Source organism: Achromobacter sp. 1011811831, assembly GCF_059760905.1.
In genome coordinates this window covers 1-19,098 of record NZ_JCBANG010000106.1, presented here as the reverse complement: position 1 = coordinate 19,098, position 19,098 = coordinate 1, and the positions used below count along the sequence as shown (strand labels likewise).

The 19,098-nt window shown below is 69.8% G+C and carries 16 protein-coding genes; 8 read left to right on the top strand and 8 right to left on the bottom strand.

From position 1 onward, the window contains the following. Positions 1–35: 35 nt before the first annotated feature. The 6 genes from AC6LJ9_RS26950 to AC6LJ9_RS26925 form a co-directional block, all read right to left on the bottom strand. Positions 36–1,619, bottom strand: a complete 1,584-nt coding sequence (locus AC6LJ9_RS26950) for an ABC transporter substrate-binding protein (RefSeq protein ID WP_498149925.1) — start codon at positions 1,617–1,619, stop codon at positions 36–38. A 238-nt stretch (positions 1,620–1,857) separates the two neighbouring features. Further along, a complete protein-coding gene (locus AC6LJ9_RS26945) occupies positions 1,858–3,159 on the bottom strand; it encodes an ArgE/DapE family deacylase (protein ID WP_498149924.1) in 1,302 nt (433 codons plus the stop codon). Positions 3,160–3,211: 52 nt separating this feature from the next. Then, a complete protein-coding gene (locus tag AC6LJ9_RS26940) occupies positions 3,212–4,711 on the bottom strand; it encodes an aldehyde dehydrogenase (protein WP_212318674.1) in 1,500 nt (499 codons plus the stop codon). Between the two features lie 5 nt (positions 4,712–4,716). Next, positions 4,717–5,964, bottom strand: coding sequence for a Zn-dependent hydrolase (locus AC6LJ9_RS26935; protein WP_498149923.1), 1,248 nt, complete (start codon positions 5,962–5,964; stop codon positions 4,717–4,719). A gap of 16 nt (positions 5,965–5,980) precedes the next feature. Next, entirely contained in the window at positions 5,981–7,696 is a 1,716-nt protein-coding gene (locus AC6LJ9_RS26930; RefSeq protein WP_498149922.1) for a thiamine pyrophosphate-binding protein, read from the bottom strand. An 89-nt stretch (positions 7,697–7,785) separates the two neighbouring features. Further along, entirely contained in the window at positions 7,786–8,514 is a 729-nt protein-coding gene (locus AC6LJ9_RS26925; RefSeq protein ID WP_498149921.1) for a FadR/GntR family transcriptional regulator, read from the bottom strand. Between the two features lie 321 nt (positions 8,515–8,835). On the opposite strand from AC6LJ9_RS26925, the gene AC6LJ9_RS26920 reads away from it, so the two are divergent. Next, positions 8,836–10,332 (top strand): glycosyltransferase family 39 protein, encoded by a 1,497-nt coding sequence (locus AC6LJ9_RS26920; RefSeq protein ID WP_498149920.1) that lies wholly within the window; start codon positions 8,836–8,838, stop codon positions 10,330–10,332. A 64-nt stretch (positions 10,333–10,396) separates the two neighbouring features. Here AC6LJ9_RS26920 and AC6LJ9_RS26915 read toward each other — a convergent pair whose 3' ends face one another. Next, the gene (locus tag AC6LJ9_RS26915; protein WP_212318686.1) at positions 10,397–10,663 is read right to left on the bottom strand and encodes a hypothetical protein; all 267 of its coding nucleotides are present in this window, start codon (positions 10,661–10,663) and stop codon (positions 10,397–10,399) included. A gap of 155 nt (positions 10,664–10,818) precedes the next feature. On the opposite strand from AC6LJ9_RS26915, the gene hemN reads away from it, so the two are divergent. Next, positions 10,819–12,249, top strand: a complete 1,431-nt coding sequence (gene hemN / locus AC6LJ9_RS26910) for an oxygen-independent coproporphyrinogen III oxidase (RefSeq protein WP_212318666.1) — start codon at positions 10,819–10,821, stop codon at positions 12,247–12,249. Positions 12,250–12,274: 25 nt separating this feature from the next. Here hemN and AC6LJ9_RS26905 read toward each other — a convergent pair whose 3' ends face one another. Beyond that, complete coding sequence (locus tag AC6LJ9_RS26905; protein WP_498149919.1) at positions 12,275–13,018, bottom strand: response regulator; 744 nt, start codon at positions 13,016–13,018, stop codon at positions 12,275–12,277. A 290-nt stretch (positions 13,019–13,308) separates the two neighbouring features. On the opposite strand from AC6LJ9_RS26905, the gene rfbD reads away from it, so the two are divergent. From rfbD to AC6LJ9_RS26875, 6 genes are all read left to right on the top strand, one after another. Further along, positions 13,309–14,217 (top strand): dTDP-4-dehydrorhamnose reductase, encoded by a 909-nt coding sequence (rfbD, locus tag AC6LJ9_RS26900; protein WP_212318664.1) that lies wholly within the window; start codon positions 13,309–13,311, stop codon positions 14,215–14,217. Positions 14,218–14,449: 232 nt separating this feature from the next. After that, on the top strand, positions 14,450–14,785 hold the full coding sequence (locus tag AC6LJ9_RS26895) for a hypothetical protein (RefSeq protein WP_212318662.1): 336 nt from the start codon (positions 14,450–14,452) through the stop codon (positions 14,783–14,785). A gap of 114 nt (positions 14,786–14,899) precedes the next feature. After that, positions 14,900–15,775, top strand: coding sequence for a helix-turn-helix transcriptional regulator (locus AC6LJ9_RS26890; RefSeq protein ID WP_498149918.1), 876 nt, complete (start codon positions 14,900–14,902; stop codon positions 15,773–15,775). Positions 15,776–15,916: 141 nt separating this feature from the next. After that, the gene (locus tag AC6LJ9_RS26885; protein WP_498149917.1) at positions 15,917–18,043 is read left to right on the top strand and encodes a TonB-dependent siderophore receptor; all 2,127 of its coding nucleotides are present in this window, start codon (positions 15,917–15,919) and stop codon (positions 18,041–18,043) included. 66 nt (positions 18,044–18,109) lie between these two features. Beyond that, positions 18,110–18,517, top strand: a complete 408-nt coding sequence (locus AC6LJ9_RS26880; RefSeq protein WP_498149916.1) for a cupin domain-containing protein — start codon at positions 18,110–18,112, stop codon at positions 18,515–18,517. After that, positions 18,517–19,098 (top strand): MFS transporter (locus AC6LJ9_RS26875; protein ID WP_498149915.1); only part of this gene is annotated, 582 nt, incomplete at its 3' end. The genes AC6LJ9_RS26880 and AC6LJ9_RS26875, both read left to right, overlap by 1 nt.

Genomic DNA, 19,098 nt, shown 5'->3' with positions numbered 1-19,098 from the left:
CCGCGCGGCGGCGCCAAAGACGCTTGCTTCTGGACTTACTTCTCGATGTAGACGTCGTCGAACGACTCGTTCAGGCCGATGGCCGTCCGGACCAGGTTCTTCACGTTGGCGCGGTACAGCGTGGGGAACTCCATGTCCACCAGGAAGCCGTTGGCCACTTCCTTGACCAGCGTGGTCTGCAGCTGGCTGTACAGCGCCTGGCGCTTGGCCGGATCGATCTCCGAGGCGGCGGCTTCCCACTGCTTGTCGGTCTCGGGGTTGCTGTAGCCCTGCACGTTGGCGAAGGGCGAGCCCTTGACGATGTTCGACGAGATGTAGAGCCGCTGCACGCCCAGCGCCGGATCGCCGTACTGGTAGGTGAAGTTGGTGGTCAGGTCGAAGTCCCAGTTGCCGGTGCGGCTGGCCCAGCCGCCAGCGTCGGTGGATTCAAGGTTGACCTTGAAGCCCAGCTGCTCCAGCGCCTGCTTGGTGTATTCGCCTAGGCGGTCCCAGGTGGAGCCGTAAGGGAAGCTCAGCTGGCGGATGGTGTAGTCGCCCGGCTTGATGCCGGATTCCTTGATCAGCGCGCGCGCCTGCTTCATGTCGAAGGGCATGGCCGGCATGTTCTTGTCGTAGAACATCTCGGTGGTGACGAAGGGGCTGGTGGCGACCTTGCCCAGGCCGAAGAAGATGTTGTTGACCACCATGTTTCGGTTCATGGCCGCCATCACCGCCTGGCGTACCTTGAGGTTGTCGAACGGCGGCTTGCGCATGTTGAAGATCAGGTACGCCTGGGGCGAGAACATCTCCCAGCCGGCGGTGGTGTATTCCACCTTGGGCAGGGCGCGCAGGCGCTTGATGTCGACGTTGTCCACGTCGCCGCCGCGCAGCACGTCCACGCTGCCGCGCTCGAAGGCCACGGCGCGCGAGGCGGCGTCCGGGATCACGTTGAAGACCAGCTCGTCCAGGTAGGGCTTGCCGGGCTTCCAGTAGTCGGGGTTGCGCGCCAGCTTGATGTATTCGCCGCGCTTCCATTCCTTGAACACGAAGGGGCCGGTGCCGACCGGCTTCTGGTTGGCCGGATTGGTCATGTAGTCGGTGCCGGCGTAGAGGTGCTTGGGCATGATGGGCGCGAAGCCCGGCTCGAACATCAGCATGAAGGCGGGGAAGGGCGACTTCAGCTTGACGACCACGGTCTTCGGGTCCGGCGCCTGCACCGACTCGACGAACTTGTTCAGGATCACGCGCGCCCGCGCATGCGTCTTGGGCAGCATGTCGGACAGCGAGAACACCACGTCGTCGGCGCTGAAGGGCTTGCCGTCATGCCACTTGACGTTGTCCTGCAGGTGGAAGGTGTAGCTCAGGCCGTCGGGCGCGGCTTCCCAGGACTTGGCCAGGCCGGGCTGCGGCTTCAGGTCGGTGGAGTACGTCAGCAGGCTTTCATAGATCTTGCCGGCCACGAACTGCGTCGGCCCCTGCTGGTTGATGGCGGTGACGATCACCGGCGGTTCGGGCTGGACGATCATGTTCAGCGTGCCGCCCTTGGTCTGCGCCAGGGCGGACGCGGCCGGCAGCAGGGCCGCCAGGGCCAGCGCGCCCAGGGCCTTGCGGGATGTCAGGCGGAACGTCGGGCGATCCATCGGGCGATTCCGTTTGTTCGTGTTCACTGCGAGCCTCCGGGCTGGAAAAAGTGGACGAGGGGCGCGCGCCTTCGCGGCGGTCGCCATGGTTGGCAAGCAATCCTCGTGCCACCTGGGTTCTCGGGATACTGCGGGTCTGTCCGCTACAACGGTGCTGCGTGCCGGTGCCACGTTCTGGTGCGAGGCCCGGCGCGTGCCGGGCGCCGCGCACCATCGCGGCGATTTCTGGGTGTGGGGTTCAGCGCGGCGCGGGCGCCACGCCGCACCAGTCCACGATGAACTGCGCCATCGCCGTCGCCACGCGCTTCATGCTGGCGATCGACACGGATTCGTCGATGCCATGGATGTTGCGCGCCTCGGGGCCGTAGCAGGTCACGGGCAGGTCGGTCATCAGGCGGAAGTGGCGCGCGTCGGTGGTGGCGGTGCAGGCCAGCTTGGCCGGCGCCTGGCCGGTGGCCTTTTCGTGCGCGACGGCCAACGCCCGCATGGCGGGCGCGTCCAGGTCGAACTCGCAGCCGGGCGCGAACTGGCCCTGCCAGCGCAGCTGCACGGTCAGCGCCGGATTCAGCCGCGCCACCGTGGCGCGCACGCGCGCGGCCACGATGTCGCGCGCCACCTCGGGCGTCATGTCCGGATAGAAGCTGAAGCGTATGCCCAGCGTGCAGGTGCAGGGCACCGAGGAATTCCATTCGCCGCCTTCGATGCGGCCCAGGTTGAAGTTGATCGGATGCGGCTGGTCGGCGAAGGCGGGGTGGCGGTTCTCGGGCGCGTTCCACTGCGCTTCCAGTTCCTTCAGGTCCGCCATGACGGCGATGCCGGCCTCGATGGGATTCACGCCCGAGCCCATGTAGGCCACGTGCGCGGGCCTGCCGGTCAGGTCCACGAACATCCAGCACACGCCCACCTGCGCGCGCAGCATGGCCTCGCCGAAGGGTTCGGGAATGATCACGGCGTCGAAGTCCTCGAGCCGGGCGCGCGCCGTGGCCCGGCTCAGCGCGTTGAGCGTGGCCAGCGTGCCGGCGCCGGTGTCTTCCTCGTTGAGCACGGCGTTGAAGCCGACCGTGCCGGCCGGCTGCAGGCCCATGCCGAGCAGCGCCTTGTAGGCGACCATGGCGCAGACGATGCCGGCCTTCATGTCGCCGCTGCCGCGGCCGTACAGCCAGCCATCAGCCACCGCCGGCTCGTAGGGCGGGCGCGACCACATGGCGGCGGGGCCGGTGGGCACCACGTCGATATGGCCGTTGAACAGCACCGAGCGGCCGCCCGGCGCGGCCGGGACGTGGCGCGCCAGCAGGTTGTAGCGGCCGTCGTCGGGGCCGCAGGGGCAGGCGTAGAGCGGCAGCGCCTTGAGCGCGGCGTCGTCCAGCAGGATGCGTTCGGGCTCCAGCCCGAGCTCGCGCCAGGCCTGCTCGATGTAGCGGGCGGCGGGCTGTTCCGCGCCCGATGGGCTTTGGGCCGCGACGAAGTCCGACAGCGTCCGGACCATATAGGGTTCCAGTGCGTCGATGGCGGCGGCGATGCGTTGCGTGTCCGGCTGCAAGATTTTTCCCCTTTGCATGTTCTGGGACGGTGCGCGCGTGGGCGATGGGCGGCTACACGGTGAGATCGATCCAGGTGGTCTTCAGGTCGCTGTACTTGTCCAGCGCGTGCAGGGATTTGTCGCGGCCGAAGCCCGATTGCTTGACGCCGCCGAACGGCACGGTGACATCGCCGTCGGCATAGCAGTTGACCCACACCAGCCCGGCGCGCAGGCGGCGCGACAGGCGGTGGGCGCGTCCCAGGTTGGCGGTCCACAGGCCCGCGCCCAGGCCGTAGGAGGAATCGTTGGCCAGGGCGATGGCCTCGTCCTCGGTGGCGAAACGCTGGGCGGCCAGCACCGGGCCGAAGATCTCTTCGCGCATCAGCGCGCCCTGCGGGCCGGCGCAGTCGAAGATGGTGGGCTCGATGTACCAGCCGCCGCTGTCCGCGCGCACCTGGCGGCCGCCGACGCGCAGCCGCGCGCCCTCGGCCTGGCCGGCGGCAATGCGCGCCATGACCGAGCGCGTCTGCCGTTCGTCCACCATCGCGCCCAGCGCGGTGGCCGGGTCCAGCGGATTGCCCGGCGCCATGGCGGCCGCGTGGCGCGCGACCTTGTCCATGAAGGCGTCGTAGATGCCGTCCTGCACGTATAGGCGCGAGCCGGCGATGCAGACCTCGCCCTGGTTCGAGAAGATCGCCAGCGCGGCGATCAGCGCGGCGCGGTCCAGGTCGGGGCAGTCCTCGAACACGATGTGGGGCGACTTGCCGCCGCATTCCAGCCAGACGCGCTTGAGATTCGACTCGCCGGAATACGTCATGAAGCGCTTGCCGGTGGCCGTGGAGCCTGTGAAGGCCACGCAGTCCACGTCCGGATGCAGGCCCAGCGCGCGCCCGGCCACCGGGCCGGCGCCGGGCAGCACCTGGAACACCCCGGCCGGGATGCCGGCCTGCTCGACCAGCGCCGCCAGCCGGATCGCGCTCAAGGACGATTGCTCGGCCGGCTTGAGGATGACGCTGTTGCCGGCCGCAAGCGCCGGCGCGACCTTCCAGGCCGCCATCAGCATCGGGTAGTTCCAGGGCACCACGGCCGCCACCACGCCGACGGGCTCGCGGGTGATGGTGGCCAGCGCGTTGGCGCCGGTCGGAGCGATCTCGTCGTAGCGCTTGTCGATCGCCTCGCCGTACCAGGCGTAGGTCTGGATGGTTTCGGGCAGGTCGAATTGCAGCGCGTCGCGGATGGGCTTGCCCATGTCCAGCGTTTCCAGCAGCGCCAGTTCTTCCTTGTGCGTGTCGATCAGCGCGGCCAGGCGCAGCAACGCGGCCTTGCGCTCGCGCGGCGCCAGCGCCGACCAGGCGCCGGCCTCGAAGGCGCGGCGGGCGGCGGCCACGGCGCGGTCGACATCGGCTTGGCCGCAGGCGGCCACGTCGGCCAGCTTGCGGCCATCGATCGGGCTGCGGGCCTCGAAGGTGGCGCCGTCGGCGGCATCGGCATGGGCGCCGTCGATGTAGGCGCGGCCTTCCGGGCGCAGCGCGGCGGCTTGCGATTGCCAGTAATCCAGCGTGTGCAATGTCATGTCGTTCAGCTCCCGCTACGGCCGGCGCGCGCGACCATGGCGTCCAGCAGCACGTTGCAGCCGGCCTCCAGGTGCTGCGGCTGCGCGTCCTCGATTTCGTTGTGGCTGACGCCGTCCTTGCAGGGCACGAAGATCATGGCGGTGGGCGCGACCGAGGCCATGTACACCGCGTCGTGTCCGGCGCCGGTGACGATGTCCATGGCCGGCAGGCCACGGCTGGCGGCGCCCTGGCGCACCTTGTCGACCAGGTCGGGATCGAAGGGCGTGGGGCGGAAGTACTGCACGTCCTTCAGTTCCACCTCGACATGGTGGGCCGCCGCCACGTCCTTGCAGGCCTGGCGCAGCGCCTGGTCCATGCGGGTGAGCGTGGCCTCGTCCTCGTGGCGCAGGTCGGCCGTCATCCGCACCTGTCCGGGGATGACGTTGCGCGAGCCGGGATGGGCGTGCAGCTCGCCCACCGTGCCACGGCCGTGCGGCTGGTTGGCGTTGGCGATGCCGATCACCGCCTGCACCAGGTGGCTGGCCGCCAGCAGCGCGTCGCGTCGGATCGGCATGGGCGTGGGGCCGGCGTGCATTTCCATGCCGGTCACGATGATGTCGTACCAGCGCAGGCCGAGCGATCCGGTGACCACGCCCACGACCTTTTCCTCGTGCTCCAGGATCGGGCCCTGCTCGATATGCGCCTCGAAATAGGCGTCCACCGGACGCCCGCCCACCGGGTCGGCGCCGGCGTAGCCGATGGCCCGCAGCTCGTCGCGCACCGACAGGCCCTGGGCGTCGCGGGCGGACAGCGCTGTTTCCAGCGTGAACTTGCCGGCGAACACGCCCGAGCCCATCATCACCGGCACGAAGCGCGAGCCTTCCTCGTTGGTCCAGATGGCGACTTCCAGCGGCGCTTCGGTCTGCACGCCGGCGTCGTTGAGCGTGCGGATCACTTCCAGGCCCGCCAGCACGCCGTAGCAGCCGTCGAACTTGCCGCCGGTGGGCTGGGTGTCGATGTGGCTGCCCGTCATGACGGGCGGCAGCGTGTCGTCGCGGCCGGCGCGGCGCGCGAAGATGTTGCCCAGCTGGTCCACGCGCACGCGCATGCCGGCGTCGCGCATCCAGCCCGTGACCAGGTCGCGGCCCTGGCCGTCCAGCGCGGTCAGGGCCAGGCGGCAGTTGCCGCCCTTGGCGGTGGCGCCGATCCGGGCCAGGTCCATCAGGGACTGCCACAGCCGGTTGCCGTTGACGGACAGAGGGGAATTGCTCATGGTCGGCCTCTAGGGTTCAGGAGTGGAGGGGAGCGGCCTGGCGGGCCAGCGCGGCGTCGCGGATGGCCGACAGGGTCTGGCCGGGCGCGATGCCGTCGGCGTCGTAGCGGATGTCCAGCAGCGCGGGCAGGCGTTCGCGCTCGGCATAGGCCAGCGCGCGCTCGAAGGCGGCGGCGAAGTCCTCGGTGCGCGCCACGATCTCGCCGTAGCCGCGGTAGCCGCGCGCGATCTGCGCGAAATCGGGATTCTCGAAACCCAGCGCGATCGGACGACCGGGAAACTCGCGTTCCTGGTGCGCGCGGATTGTGCCCCACATGCCGTTGTTGAACACCAGCACCACGACGCCCAGGCGGTACTGCTGGGCCACGCCGAGTTCCTGCATGTTCATCTGGAAGCAGCCGTCGCCGGCATAGCAGACCACCGTGCGTTCCGGGTGTTCGAGCTTGGCGGACAGGGCCGCCGGCAGGCCGTAGCCCATCGCGCCCAGCGTCGGCGCCAGGCTGGTGCCGGGGCCGGAGAACTGGCGGTAGCGGTGCGGATAGAGCGCGTAGTTGCCCGCGCCCACGGTGATGCAGGCGTCGGCCGGCAGGCGTTGATTGACGCCGGCGGCCAGCGCGTCCAGGCTCAGCGGGCCGGGCGCGGGCAGTGGCGCCAGGCTGTCCAGGTATTCCTGGTGGGCCTGGCGCACGGCCAGCGCGCGGGACGCGGCATGGCCGGGGACCAGCGTCGCGGCGGCCTCGGCGAATTCGGCCGGGCCGGCCACGATGGCCTGCCAGGGCTGGTAGACGCGGCCCAGTTCTTCCGGGTCGGGATGCACGTGGATCAGCCGTTGCGCGGGCAGGGGGCACGCCGGCAGCAGATAGCCCTCGGTGGTGGCCTCGCCCAGCCGCGTGCCCACGGCCAGGATCAGGTCGGCGGCCGCGAGGCGCGCGCGCAGCGCATCCGTCATGCCCCAGCCGACCTGGCCGGCGGCGTTGGGATGGCGCTGGTCGAAGCATTCCAGCCGCCGCCAGGCCGTGCCGACCGGCAGCTCGAAGGCCTGGGCGAAGGCGGCGATGCGCTCGACCGCCCTGGCGGTCCAGCCGCTGCCGCCCAGCAGCAGGAAGGGATGGCGCGCGGCGTCCAGCGCGGCGCGCAGGCGTTCGAGGTCCGGCGCGCCGGGATGGTTCGGCGCGCGCTGGTAGCGCGGCATGTCCGGGATGGCGGCCGTGCCCCACAGCGTGTCCTCGGGCAGCGCCAGCACCACCGGGCCGGGCCGGCCGCTGGTGGCGGTGGCGTAGGCGCGGGCGATGAACTCGGGAATGCGGTCGCAGCGGTCGATCTGGGCGACCCACTTGGCCATGGGGCCGAACATGCGGCGGTAGTCGATTTCCTGGAAGGCCTCGCGTTCGATGAAGTCGTTGCCGACCTGGCCCACGAACAGGATCATGGGCGTGGAGTCCTGGTAGGCCGTGTGCACGCCGATGCTGGCGTTGGTCGCGCCCGGGCCGCGCGTGACGAAGCAGATGCCCGGCTCGCCGGTGAGCTTGCCGTAGGCCTCGGCCATGTAGGCGGCGCCGCTTTCCTGGCGGCACACGACGGGTTCGATGGCGTCCGCGTGTTCGTGCAGCGCGTCGATGCAGGGCAGATAGCTTTCGCCCGGGACCAGGAACACGCGCCGCGCGCCGTGGATGCGCAGCTGCTGCATCAGTATCTGGCCGCCATTGCGCGGGACAGGAGGTACTACCGTCATGCAGGCACTCCTTAGAGCAGGCGCCGGGGCGCCCATGGGTCTCGGAGCGGCCGCCGCGGCGCCAGGCCGGAGGCGGTCGCGCGCAAGGGCTAGAGATCGGGTCGGATGCTCCCGTCGTCGTCGCCGAAGTCTTCCCGCAGCCGCGCCAGGATGCCGATCAGGTGCGCATGCATGGCATGGCGCGCGCGGATCGGGTCGCGGGCGAGGATGGCGGTGAGGATGCGTTGGTGCTCGGCGTGGGCGACTTCCCACACCTTGGTGTTGACGAAGTAGTCCTGCATCCGGCTGAACACCGGGCTGCTCTGGCTCAGGTTCCACAGGTGCGTCACGCTGGCGGCCAGGGCGGCGTTGCCGCAGGCGGCGGCGATGGCGCTGTGAAAGGCGCGGTCGTGCTGGCCGGGCATGTCGGTCAGCGACATGCCCTCGTGCGCGGCGCGGATGGCGGCCAGTTGCGCGGGCGTGGCCTGTTGCGCGGCCAGCGCGGCGCATTCGGGCTCGATCAGCATGCGCGCTTCCAGCAGGTCGAAGGGGCCGATGTCCTCGGCGCCGGCGGCGGGCGCGGGAGTTGGTTGCGTCGCGCCTTCGCGGGCGGTTACGAACACGCCCGAGCCGACGCGCACTTCCACGTAGCCTTCGATTTCCAGCGCGATCAGCGCCTCGCGGATCGAGGCGCGGCTGACCTGCAGCTGTTCCGCCAGTTCACGTTCCGACGGCAGGCGGCTGCCGCGCGGGAAATCGCCCGCGCGGATCCGGCCGGCGATCTGGTCGGCGATCATGCGGTACAGGCGGGTGACGGCAACGGCTTGGAAGGTGGTCATCGGGGGATGAAACAGAGAATCGTGGTCAAGTGGTCAGGCCAATAAATATAGGCTCGGAAATCTGGATCAAGAAGCAATATTTTGAATTTTCAGGGAAAACGATCTCAGGGTATGTACTGAATATCATCTGGTGGTCAGGCCAATTTGGCGTAAGTGTGCCCAGCCTTGCCGGCGCCGTGGGCGCTTTACAGAATCTGAACAAATGCTAAACAAAAGCCCGCCCCAGGCCCGCGGGCGACCGTCTGATAATGCCGTGCCGCCCGATACCGGGCGATCGGCGGGACCGGCGGCCGCGATGCGCGGGATAAGGGAGCAAGAAGGTTGAAGGACACGCAGCACGCCATCCGGCCGCAAGCCTGGCAGATCGTTCTGGGCATGATCGCGTTCGCCGCGCCCTGGCTTTGGCTGCTGGAGCGGTCGACGCTGGCGCCGCCGACGGACAATATCGAGCAGCTGACCTGGGTGCGCAGCCTGGAGTGGGGCTACTACAAGCATCCGCCGCTGCCGACCTGGCTGCTGTGGCCCTTCGTGCAGGCGCTGGGCTGGTCGGCGTGGACCACCTATGTGCTGGGCGCGCTCTGCACGCTGGCCGGGTTCTTCATCTATTGGCGCATGCTGCGTGGCATGCGCGGCGGCGCGTATGCGCTGGTCGCGCTGCTGGCCGGGCTGTGCGTCACGTTCTACAACGGCCGGCTGCACTTCTATAACCACGAGATTCCGCTGATCACCTTCGTTGCCGGCGCGGCCGCCGCCTGCTGGCGCGCCTGGCAGACGCGCAGGATCGTCTGGTGGGTGGCGCTGGGCCTGTGCCTGGGCCTGGGCGCGCTGTCCAAATACCAGGCGGCCGTGGCCGCGCTGTGCGTGTTCGTGTTCTGGCTCAGCCAGCGCGGCTGGCGCGATCCGATGCAGGTGTTCGGCTTGCAAGTGGCGGCGCTGACCGCGCTGGCGGTCTTCTTCCCGCACCTGTACTGGCTCATCGAACACAACTTCGAACCGCTGGGCTATGCGATGTCATCCTCGCTGGGCGCGGACCTGTCCTGGGGCGCGCGGTCGCGCGAAGTGGGGCGCTGGTGGGGCGACCAGATGCTGAACCGCGCGTTGCCGGCCTGGGCCTTGCTGGTCGCCTTGTGGCTGGTCACGCGCCGGCTGCGCCCGGCGGCGGCGCCGCAGGCCGCGACGCCCGAGGTTGCGCCCGACGCGGCGCGCGCGCTGCTGCTCGCGTTCGGGCTGGTGCCGCTGCTGTTCGTCAGCGCGATGGCGCTGGCTACCGGCGCCCACGTACAACTGCATTGGGGCACGCCATATCTGCTGTTCGCGGTGCCGGCGGCGCTGGAACTGGCGCGCGGCGGCGCCTGGACGCGGCGGGTGCCCCTGCGTACCGCGCTGGTCGCCTTCGCGATGGTCCAGGCGGCCCTGATGCTGCGCATGGCGCTGGTGGCGCCGACCGGCGGCGCGATCGCGCGCAAGCCGGACGATTGGCGTTACTTCGATTCGCGGGCGCTGGCCGAGGCCCTGCATGAGCCAGCCATGCGGGCCCTGGGCGGACCGGTCCGGCTGGTGTCCGGTCCGCCCGCCGAGGCCGGCGCGCTGGCGCTGCGCCTGCCGGAACGGCCGCTGGTGCTGATCAAGGGCGAGCTGCGTTTCAGCCCCTGGGTGCCGGCCGACCTGGCCAGCCGTTGCGGCGCGCTGGAGCTGAAACGGGCGCCGGCCCGGCCCGAGGGTTTCGAGCCGGTGGCGGCCGAGTTCCGCAATCTGTACTGGCGCGTCAGGCGCCCGGACGGCAATGGCTGCGGCGCCTCGGACCGTCATGCTTCGTAGCGGCCGCCATCCGGGGCCGATCCGGGGCCGCGCCGCGCGGCGCCCGGTGCCGGCGGGACCGGGCCTAGGCGTCGGCCGCGCCGGGCTCGGGCGTCTGCGTGAAGGCGCGCACCAGCCGGGCGATGCCATCCAGTTCGTCCTGGGCGCCGGCCACCCAGGCCGGCACCTCGAAGGGGCTGTCGGACGGCGCATCGTGCATGTGCGCCTTCAGGTCGCCCAGCAGTTCCAGCGCCATGTCGGTGGCCTGGGGATTGCTGCGCGTCGACAGCGCGATGGCGATGGCCAGCGCCTGTCTCATGGCCAGCAGGCGGCCATCCAATTCTGTACCCATGTCTGTGTCCATGTGGGACTCCTAGTCTTGCCGGTTCGGGGGGCGAGGGCGGATTTTAAGGGACGCGCCCGCGGAGCAGCCGCCGGGGCGTCGGGGCGCGCCCCGTTTGCGCGAGATCAAGGCGGCGCGCGCGCCGCGAGCGAATAATCCAAGGTATGCAAGCCGCCCTACGCCCTCAATTCTCGCAAGCCCCGGCGTCGTCCGCCGCCGAGCCTTTTTTTCCTCCCCAGCTCCTGGCGCGGCTGGACAAGAACGGTCCCCGCTATACCTCGTACCCGACCGCCGACCGTTACCACGGCGGATTCGGCGAGTCGGCGTACCGCCAGGCGCTGCGGCAGCGGCGCGCGAGCAGCCCGTCCGAGCCGCTGTCGCTGTACGTGCACATCCCGTTCTGCGATTCGGTTTGCTACTACTGCGCCTGCAACAAGGTCGTGACCCGGCATCATGACCGCGCCGCCCGCTACCTCGACGCCCTGGCGCGGGAAATCGCGCTGCACGTCGAGGAACTGGGGGCGGGCGTGCCCGTGTCGCAGCTGCATTTCGGCGGCGGCACGCCGACCTTCCTGTCGGACGAGGAACTGACCGGCCTGATGGGCGATCTGCGGCGCTCCTTCCGCTTCGAGCCCGACGCCGAGATATCCATCGAGGTGGATCCGCGCACGGCCACGCCCGAACGCCTGGGGCTGCTGCGCACGCTGGGCTTCAACCGGCTCAGCTTCGGCGTGCAGGATTTCGACCCGCGCGTGCAGGTCGCGGTGCACCGGGTGCAATCGTTCGAGGACGTGCGGGCGCTGGTGCAGAGCGCGCGGGCGCTGGGCTACGCCTCGGTCAACGTGGACCTGATCTATGGCCTGCCGCTGCAAACCACGGAATCGTTCGCCTGTACGATTTCGCAGGTGATCGCGCTGCGGCCCGACCGCATTGCCTTGTATGCCTACGCGCACCTGCCGGAGCGGTTCAAGCCGCAGCGCCGCATCAACGAGGCGGACCTGCCCGACCGCGCCACCCGCGTGGGCCTGCTGAGCGCGGCCATCGAGGGATTCCTCAAGCATGGCTATGCCTACATCGGCATGGACCATTTCGCGCTGCATTCCGATTCGCTGGCGCAGGCCAAGCAGCGCGGCGAGCTGCACCGCAATTTCCAGGGCTACAGCACGCAGCCGGACCGTGACCTGGTGGCGCTGGGCGTGTCCGCCATCGGCCGCATCGGCAATACCTACAGCCAGAACGTCAAGACGCTGGACGCGTACTACGAAGCCATCGAATCCGGGCGCTTCGCGACCGAGCGGGGCCTGGAACTGAGCCCCGACGATCTGGTGCGGCGCGAGATCATCATGGACATCATGTGCCAGGGCGACGTGGACTTCGCCCAGGTCGAGGCCCGGCACGGCCTGCGCTTCGGCGATTACTTCGGCCGCGAACTGTCCCAGCTGGCGAACCTGGCCGAACTCGGCCTGGTCAACCTGCGCGCCGGCGGCGTGCAGGTGACGGGCCTGGGCTGGTACTTCGTGCGCGCCGTGGCCATGACCTTCGACGGCTACCTGCGCGCCGCCAGCAGCGGCGCCAGCTACTCGCGCATCATCTGAGGCGCGGGCGCTTCCCGCGCCCGCCTCATCCGGCGAACTTCTCGCGCAGGTACAGGGCCAGGGATAGATCGTCCGAGAGCTCCAGCTTGCGCATCGCGCGGCGCTTGTGCGTGCTGATGGTCTTCTTGCTGCGCATCAGGCGGGTCGCGATCTGCGTCACCGACAGGCCCTGGCTGATGTGGCGCAGGATCTCCACTTCGGAGGTCGTCAGCTGCGCGTGCGGCGGCGTCGGCCGGATGGCGCGTATCTTGCCCTCCTGCACCGACAGGAAGGCATCCTTGCCGCTGAGCACGCCACGGATCATGTCCGGCAGCAACACCATGCCCCATTGCTTGGCGAGATAGCCGCTGGCGCCGCCGCGGAAGGCCGCGTATTGCGTTTCGTGCCGGTTGCCCGCGGAAAAGGTGATGAGCGCCATCGTCGGGTGATAGCGCTTGAGCCGCCGCAGGTAGTTCACGCCGTCCCAGGGTTCCTGGGGCAGGTAGAAATCTATCAGCGCCACGTCGCAGGGCGAGGCGGCCAGCTTTTCCAGCAGGCCCCGCGCCGACGTTTCCTGGTGCACGACCCGGAAGCCCTGGCGCATTTCCAGGTAAGCTCCCACTCCCAGCGCCACGACGGGATGGTCGTCCAGGATGGCGACCCGGATGGGGGCGGGCGGGCGCGACAGCAGCAGGTGTCGGCGGCCGCCCGAGCGGGCGGCGCCGGGGCCCGGGCGTTCGGGTCCCGAAGCGTCAGACGCCGAGAATGATGTCGTATTGACCGGTTTCATCGATGCTCCGCTGGCAGGTGGACAAGACTGGGATGGCGCGGGGCCATCGAGGGCGGCCATGGTTCGCATCCTCAATAGTCTTAAATTTGCGAAGTCAGATTACGTTTTAGTATGGCTATCCGGATGCGACTCAGGCCAAAATCGGACCATTGAACCGTCAGAATCGCGGCATCACGGACACAAGGGCATGAAGGCGGGCGCATCGGCCGGTATGTGCGCGACAAACAGGCGATCCGCGCGGAGCGGAGCGGGCCTGTGGAGATACGCGGCGGGCGCCGCAGAGCGAGAGCATGACCAAGAAGATTCTGCTGCTGGGCAGGGATGGGCAATTGGGTTTTGAACTGCGTCGCAGCCTTGCGCCGCTGGGCGTGGTGTCGGCGGCGGGCAGGAATGATTGCGATCTCACCTATCCCTTGCAGATCGCCAGGCTCGTGCGTCGGGAAAAGCCCGATGTGATCGTCAATGCCGCGGCCTGGACCGCCGTGGAACGCGCCGAGGAAGACCCGGTGCGCGCCATGCGGATCAACGCCGAGGCGGCCGGCGAACTGGCGGCGCTGGCCGCCGCGCGCGGCGCGCTGATGGTGCACTACTCGTCCGACCATGTGTTCGACGGCGCCAAGTCCGCGCCCTATGTCGAGGATGACGAGGCCGCGCCCCTGAACATGTACGGACGCAGCAAGCTGGCCGGCGAACGCGCCGTGCAGGCGGCCAATCCGGCGCACCTGATCTTTCGGGCGTCCTGGGTCTATGGCGTGTTTGGCCACAGCTTCCTCAAATCCATGCTGATGGCCTTGCGCCAGCCCGAGGCCTTGCGCGTGGTCGGCGACCAGCGCGGCGCGCCGACCGACGCGGCCTATATCGCCGACGTCACCGCGCTGGCGGTGGCGCGCTATCTGCATGGCCAAGGCGACTATCCGTTCGGCCTGTACCACCTGAGCGCCTCGGGCGATGCCAGCTGGCATGAGTACGCCTGCTTCATCGCGCGCCAGGCCCGCCGCGCCGGCCTGGCCCTGACGCTGACGCCGGCCGACATCCTCGCCGTGCCGGCCAGCGAGTATCCGAACGCCGCGCAGCGTCCGGCCAATGCCACGCTGGACTGCGGCCGGCTGGCCCAGGCCTTCGGGGTGCGCGCGCCGCACTGGCATGACGGCGTGACGCATGCGCTGGCGGCCATCGCGGGCACGCGGAACCTGATCTAGCCCCGGGTCGTGGAGCGGGCCGGCTGGCGCGCGCGGCGGCAACGCGCCGGGAGCGAGGCCACGAAGCGGCCACGAAGAAACCACGAAGAAAGCCACGAAGAAACGGCGGGAAACATCTGCACCGCATTGTGTTGCGTCTTGGCGCGCGGAGGCGGACTACCATAGGCCGGCGCGCAAGCCCGCCGGACGCATGGTCGGGCGCGGCCTGCGCCTTCTTTCCCGAGAGGTCGCCATGAAGAAAACCATCGTTTCCGCTTTCCTGTTCGCCGTCGCCTGCACGGCGGGTCTGGCGCAGGCGCAGACCGCCGCGCCCGCCAGCCAGGAATTCCAATACCCCAGCGTCCGCTCCAAGGACGGCAGCCTCTCGCCGCCCTCGACCCTGCGCATCACCGTCACGGGCGAGGCCGGGGCGCAGGCGCCTGCGCCGATCAGCGATACCCCGGCCAGCAAGTCCGAGTACGAACGCTGCCGCCGGGTCTCGGACCGCGCCGCGGTGTCGAACGCGCAGATGCAGGCCGGCGTGGCGCAATGCCTGCGCGAGCTGGAGCAACGCCGCCAGCAGCAATAGCGGGGCGGCCAGGACGGCGGGCCGTGGCCGGTCCGCCGCCCGGCTTGGCTTGCGGGCAGGAATGGGAATAACATTCACTCTCATCCACTACAGGCCCGCCCGGGGCCCCGAGCTGTGAGCGCCTTGCTGCCTGATCCCGATTGGACCGTCCGTACCGCCGCGCCCGCCATGTCGCTGGCCGGCGGCGCCATGCGCCTGGAGCGGCAGGCCTCGGTCAGCGAGGCCCTGGAACCCGGCCTCAAACTGGTGCTGATGCTGGACGGCGAACTGGCCTATCGCGTGCCCGGCGCGGCCGAGACGCGGTTGGCCGGGCCTATGCTGCACCTGAGCCTGTGCCGCAGTCCATTGCGCCTGGAACATGAATTCGGCCACCGGCGCGAACTGCGTTTCGTGTCGCTGCGGACCTCGCTCGACCATCTGCGCGACACGCTGGGCATCGAGCCCGGCGATGTGGGCGCGCTGCTGCGCGCGCCGCGCGGCGCGCAGGGCTACGCCGACGCCAATCTGCGCGCCAGCCACGCCGTGCAGGCGCTGGGCCGGCAGATGCTGGCCTGCCCGGCGCAAGGGCCGCTGCGCCGCATGTACCTGTCCGGCAAGGCGCTGGAGCTGACGGCGCTGGCCCTGGGAGCGCTGGAGCCGGCGCGGGACGCGCCGCCCGCGGGGCTGTCGCGCGCCGATGTCGAGCGCCTGCACCATGCGCGCGATCTGGTGCTGGCCAATCTGCAGGATCCGCCCGGCCTGCCGGACCTGGCGCGGCGGGCGGGCATCAACGTCAACAAGCTCACCACCGGCTTTCGCAAGCTGTTCGGCCAGAGCGTGTACGCCTTCGTGCGCGAGCAGCGCATGGCCCAGGCGCATGCGCTGCTGGCTACGGGCAACCTGACGGTGTCCGAGGCCGCCTACGCCTGCGGCTATACCGATTCGCACTTCACCAAGGCCTTCCTGCAGCGCTACGGCGTGCTGCCCAGCAGCCTGCTGCCGCGCGGCTGAACCCGGGCGGCAGAAGTGGGCGGACGCGGCGCGAAACTTCCGCGATCGCCAGCGAAACTTCGGCGATCGCCAGTCGCCCTCGCGGCCTATCCCTAGAATTGTTTGAGAATCATTCTCAGTAATTCGGAAAGAGGGAAGGCGGTGCAGATACGGTTCAAGACGGGCGCGGGCAAGCCGCGCGGGGCGGCGCGCGCGCTGCAATGGCCGCTGTGGCTGGCGGTGGCGGCGGCGGGACAGGCGGCGGCGCAGGAGACGTCGTCGCTGCCGGCGGTGACGGTCAGCGGCGAGGGCATGGCCAGCCGCGACGCGCCCACGCTGGGCAAGCTGCCGCTGGCCTTGCGCGAGATTCCGCAGTCGGTGACGGTGATCGGCCTGGAACGCATGCGCGAGCAGAACCTGCAAAGCCTGGACGACGTCATGCAGCAGACGCCGGGCATCACGGTGCAGCCCTATCAGCTGCTGACCACCGCCTACTATGCGCGCGGCTTCAAGGTGGATTCGTTCGAGCAGGACGGCGTGCCGGTGCTGATGGGCAACATGGCCGCCTCGCCGCAGGACATGGCCGTCTACGAGCGCGTGGAGATCCTGCGCGGCGCCAACGGCCTGCTGCATGGCGCCGGCAATCCGGCCGCCACCGTCAACCTGGTGCGCAAGCGGCCGCAGCGCGAGTTCGCCTTCGGCGGCAGCGTGTCCGCCGGCAGCTGGGACCGCTACCGCGCCGAGGCCGATCTGGGCGGCCCGCTGAACGACAGCGGCAGCGTGCGCGGCCGCATCGTCGGCGCCGTCGACAGCCGTGGCTACTTCTATGACGTGGCCGACCAGAAGTCGGCGCTGTTCTATGGCATCGGCGAGATCGACCTGGGACCGGACACCGTGCTGTCGGCCGGCGTGCAGGCGCAGCGCATCCGCTCGACCACCAACATGGCGGGCGTGCCGCGCTACAAGGACGGCGGCGACATCGGCCTGAAGCGCTCCACTTACCTGGACGCGTCCTGGGACCGCTTCAACTGGGACACGACCCGCGTGTTCGCCGACCTGGAGCACCGCTTTGGCGGCGGCTGGGGCGCCAAGGTCAGCGCCAACTACCTGACCGGTTCCAGCAACCTGAAGTACGCGGGCGCCTACGGCGGCATCGACAGGCAGACAGGGCAGGGCTCGCGGCTGACGGGCGGGGCCTACAAGTTCGACGATACCCAGGCCAGTCTCGATGCCTACGTCAGCGGCCCGGTCGAGCTGTTCGGCCGGCGCCATGAGCTGCTGCTGGGCGGCAACATGCAGCGCAGCACGTCCGAGCAGCGCAGCGCCATGCTGATGCCGGCGCTGAACGTGCCGGTGGACGTCTTCAACTGGGATCCGCGCGGCGTGCCCGAGCCGGGTACCGGCTCCTATGTCTCGTCCGGCCAGACCGTGCTCAAGCAGCAGGGCGTGTACGGCATGGGCCGGTTCTCGTTGGCCGATCCGCTGACGCTGGTGCTGGGCGGACGCATGAGCTGGTGGAACCAGCAGGCGCGCGCCGGCGGCAACCGCATCGATCCCGAGTTCACGCCCTATGGCGGCCTGATCCTGGACCTGGACCGGCAATGGTCGCTCTACGCCAGCTACGCGCAGGTGTTCCAGCCGCAGAGCGAGCGCACGCGCGACGGCAAGTCGCTCGATCCGGTCACGGGCACCAACTACGAAGCCGGCGTCAAGGGCGAGCTGGCCGACGGCGCGCTCAACGTTTCGCTGGCCGTCTTCCAGATCCAGCAGAAGGACCGCGCGCAGCAGGATCCGGACTGGCCCTGCGTGGGCAACAACTGCTACTACATCGCCGGCGGCGAAGTGCGCAGCCGCGGCGTCGAGGCCGAGGTCTCGGGCCGCATCACGCCGGCCTGGACCCTGTCCGCCGGCTACACCTACAACACCAGCAAATACCTGAAGGATGCGACGGCCGGCGGCCAGCCCTACGCCAGCTTCACGCCCAAGCACATCTTCCGGCTCTGGACCAGCTACGCGCTGCCCGTCATGGACCGGCGCCTGAGCGTGGGCGGCGGGCTGCGCATGCAGTCCGGGTACTCCACGGTGTCCGGCCCGGTCACGCTGCGCCAGGGCGGTTACTCGCTGGTCGACCTGCGCATGGCGTATCGCCTGGACAAGCACGTGACGGCGGCGCTGAACGTCAACAACCTGTTCGACCGCCGCTACTACCAGAGCCTGTCCGGCACCAGCTGGAACAACCGCTACGGCGAGCCCCGCAGCCTGATGCTGACCCTGAGCGCGCAGTACTGAACGCGGCATCGCGCCGCAAGCGGCGGACGCGATGGCGTCCGCCTTCCCTGTTTCATGGAGCACCCGATGAGTCCCGATCCCGTTTTCCCGCCGCCGGTCTTCGACTGGCTCGACCACTTCATGGCCCTGGACAGCCAGGGCGGCATGCGCGACATCGGCAAGCACCGCCGGCTCCAGCCCGAGGACGGCTGGCTGGTGGGCATCAAGGCCGTGCGGGACGACGCCGACGTGCACGGCCATATCTGGGAGCGCCATCCGGCTGGCGACGAGATGCTGTGCGTGCTGGAGGGGCGCATCGTGCTGACGCTGATGGGCGAGGACGGCGCCGAGGCCGACGTGCTGCTGGACGCGCGGCGCAGCGCCGTGGTGCCGCGCGGCGTGTGGCATCGCCTGCACGTGGCCTGTCCCGGAAAGATCCTGTTCGTCACGCCCGGTCAGGGCAGCGAGCACCGCCGCGTGGAGGGCGGCGCCTGATGTCCATCGCAACCGCTACCCAACGCGCGCCCGGCGCGCACCTGTTCCTGATGATCGGCGCCCTGTATTTCTCGCAGGGCATTCCCTTGGGCGTGGCCATGGAGGCCCTGCCCACGCTGCTGCGGCGCGATGGCGCCGACCTGCATGCGCTGGCCTGGCTGCCGCTGGTGGGCCTGCCCTGGGTGCTGAAGTTCCTGTGGTCGCCCGTGATCGACAACCGCTGGCGGCCGGCGCTGGGCCGCCGCCGCAGCTGGATCCTGCCGATGCAGGGCGTGGTGCTGGCCTGCCTGCTGGCGCTGGCGGCGCTGGGCGTGTCGGCCGCCGGCGCCGGCGCGGTGGTGGCGCTGATGGCGCTGGCCTCGCTCGCCAGCGCCACGCAGGACATCGCCACCGACGGCCTGGTCGCCGAGCGTTTCGAGGGGCAGGCGCTGGCGCGCGCCAACGCGCTGCAGATCGGCGGCACCATGGTCGGATTCTTCTTCGGCGGACCTGGCTGCCTGATGTTGGCGGGACATGTCGGCCAGCCGGCGGCGCTGGGCGCGCTGGCGGCGGTGGTGGCGGCCAGCCTGCTGCTGGCGGCG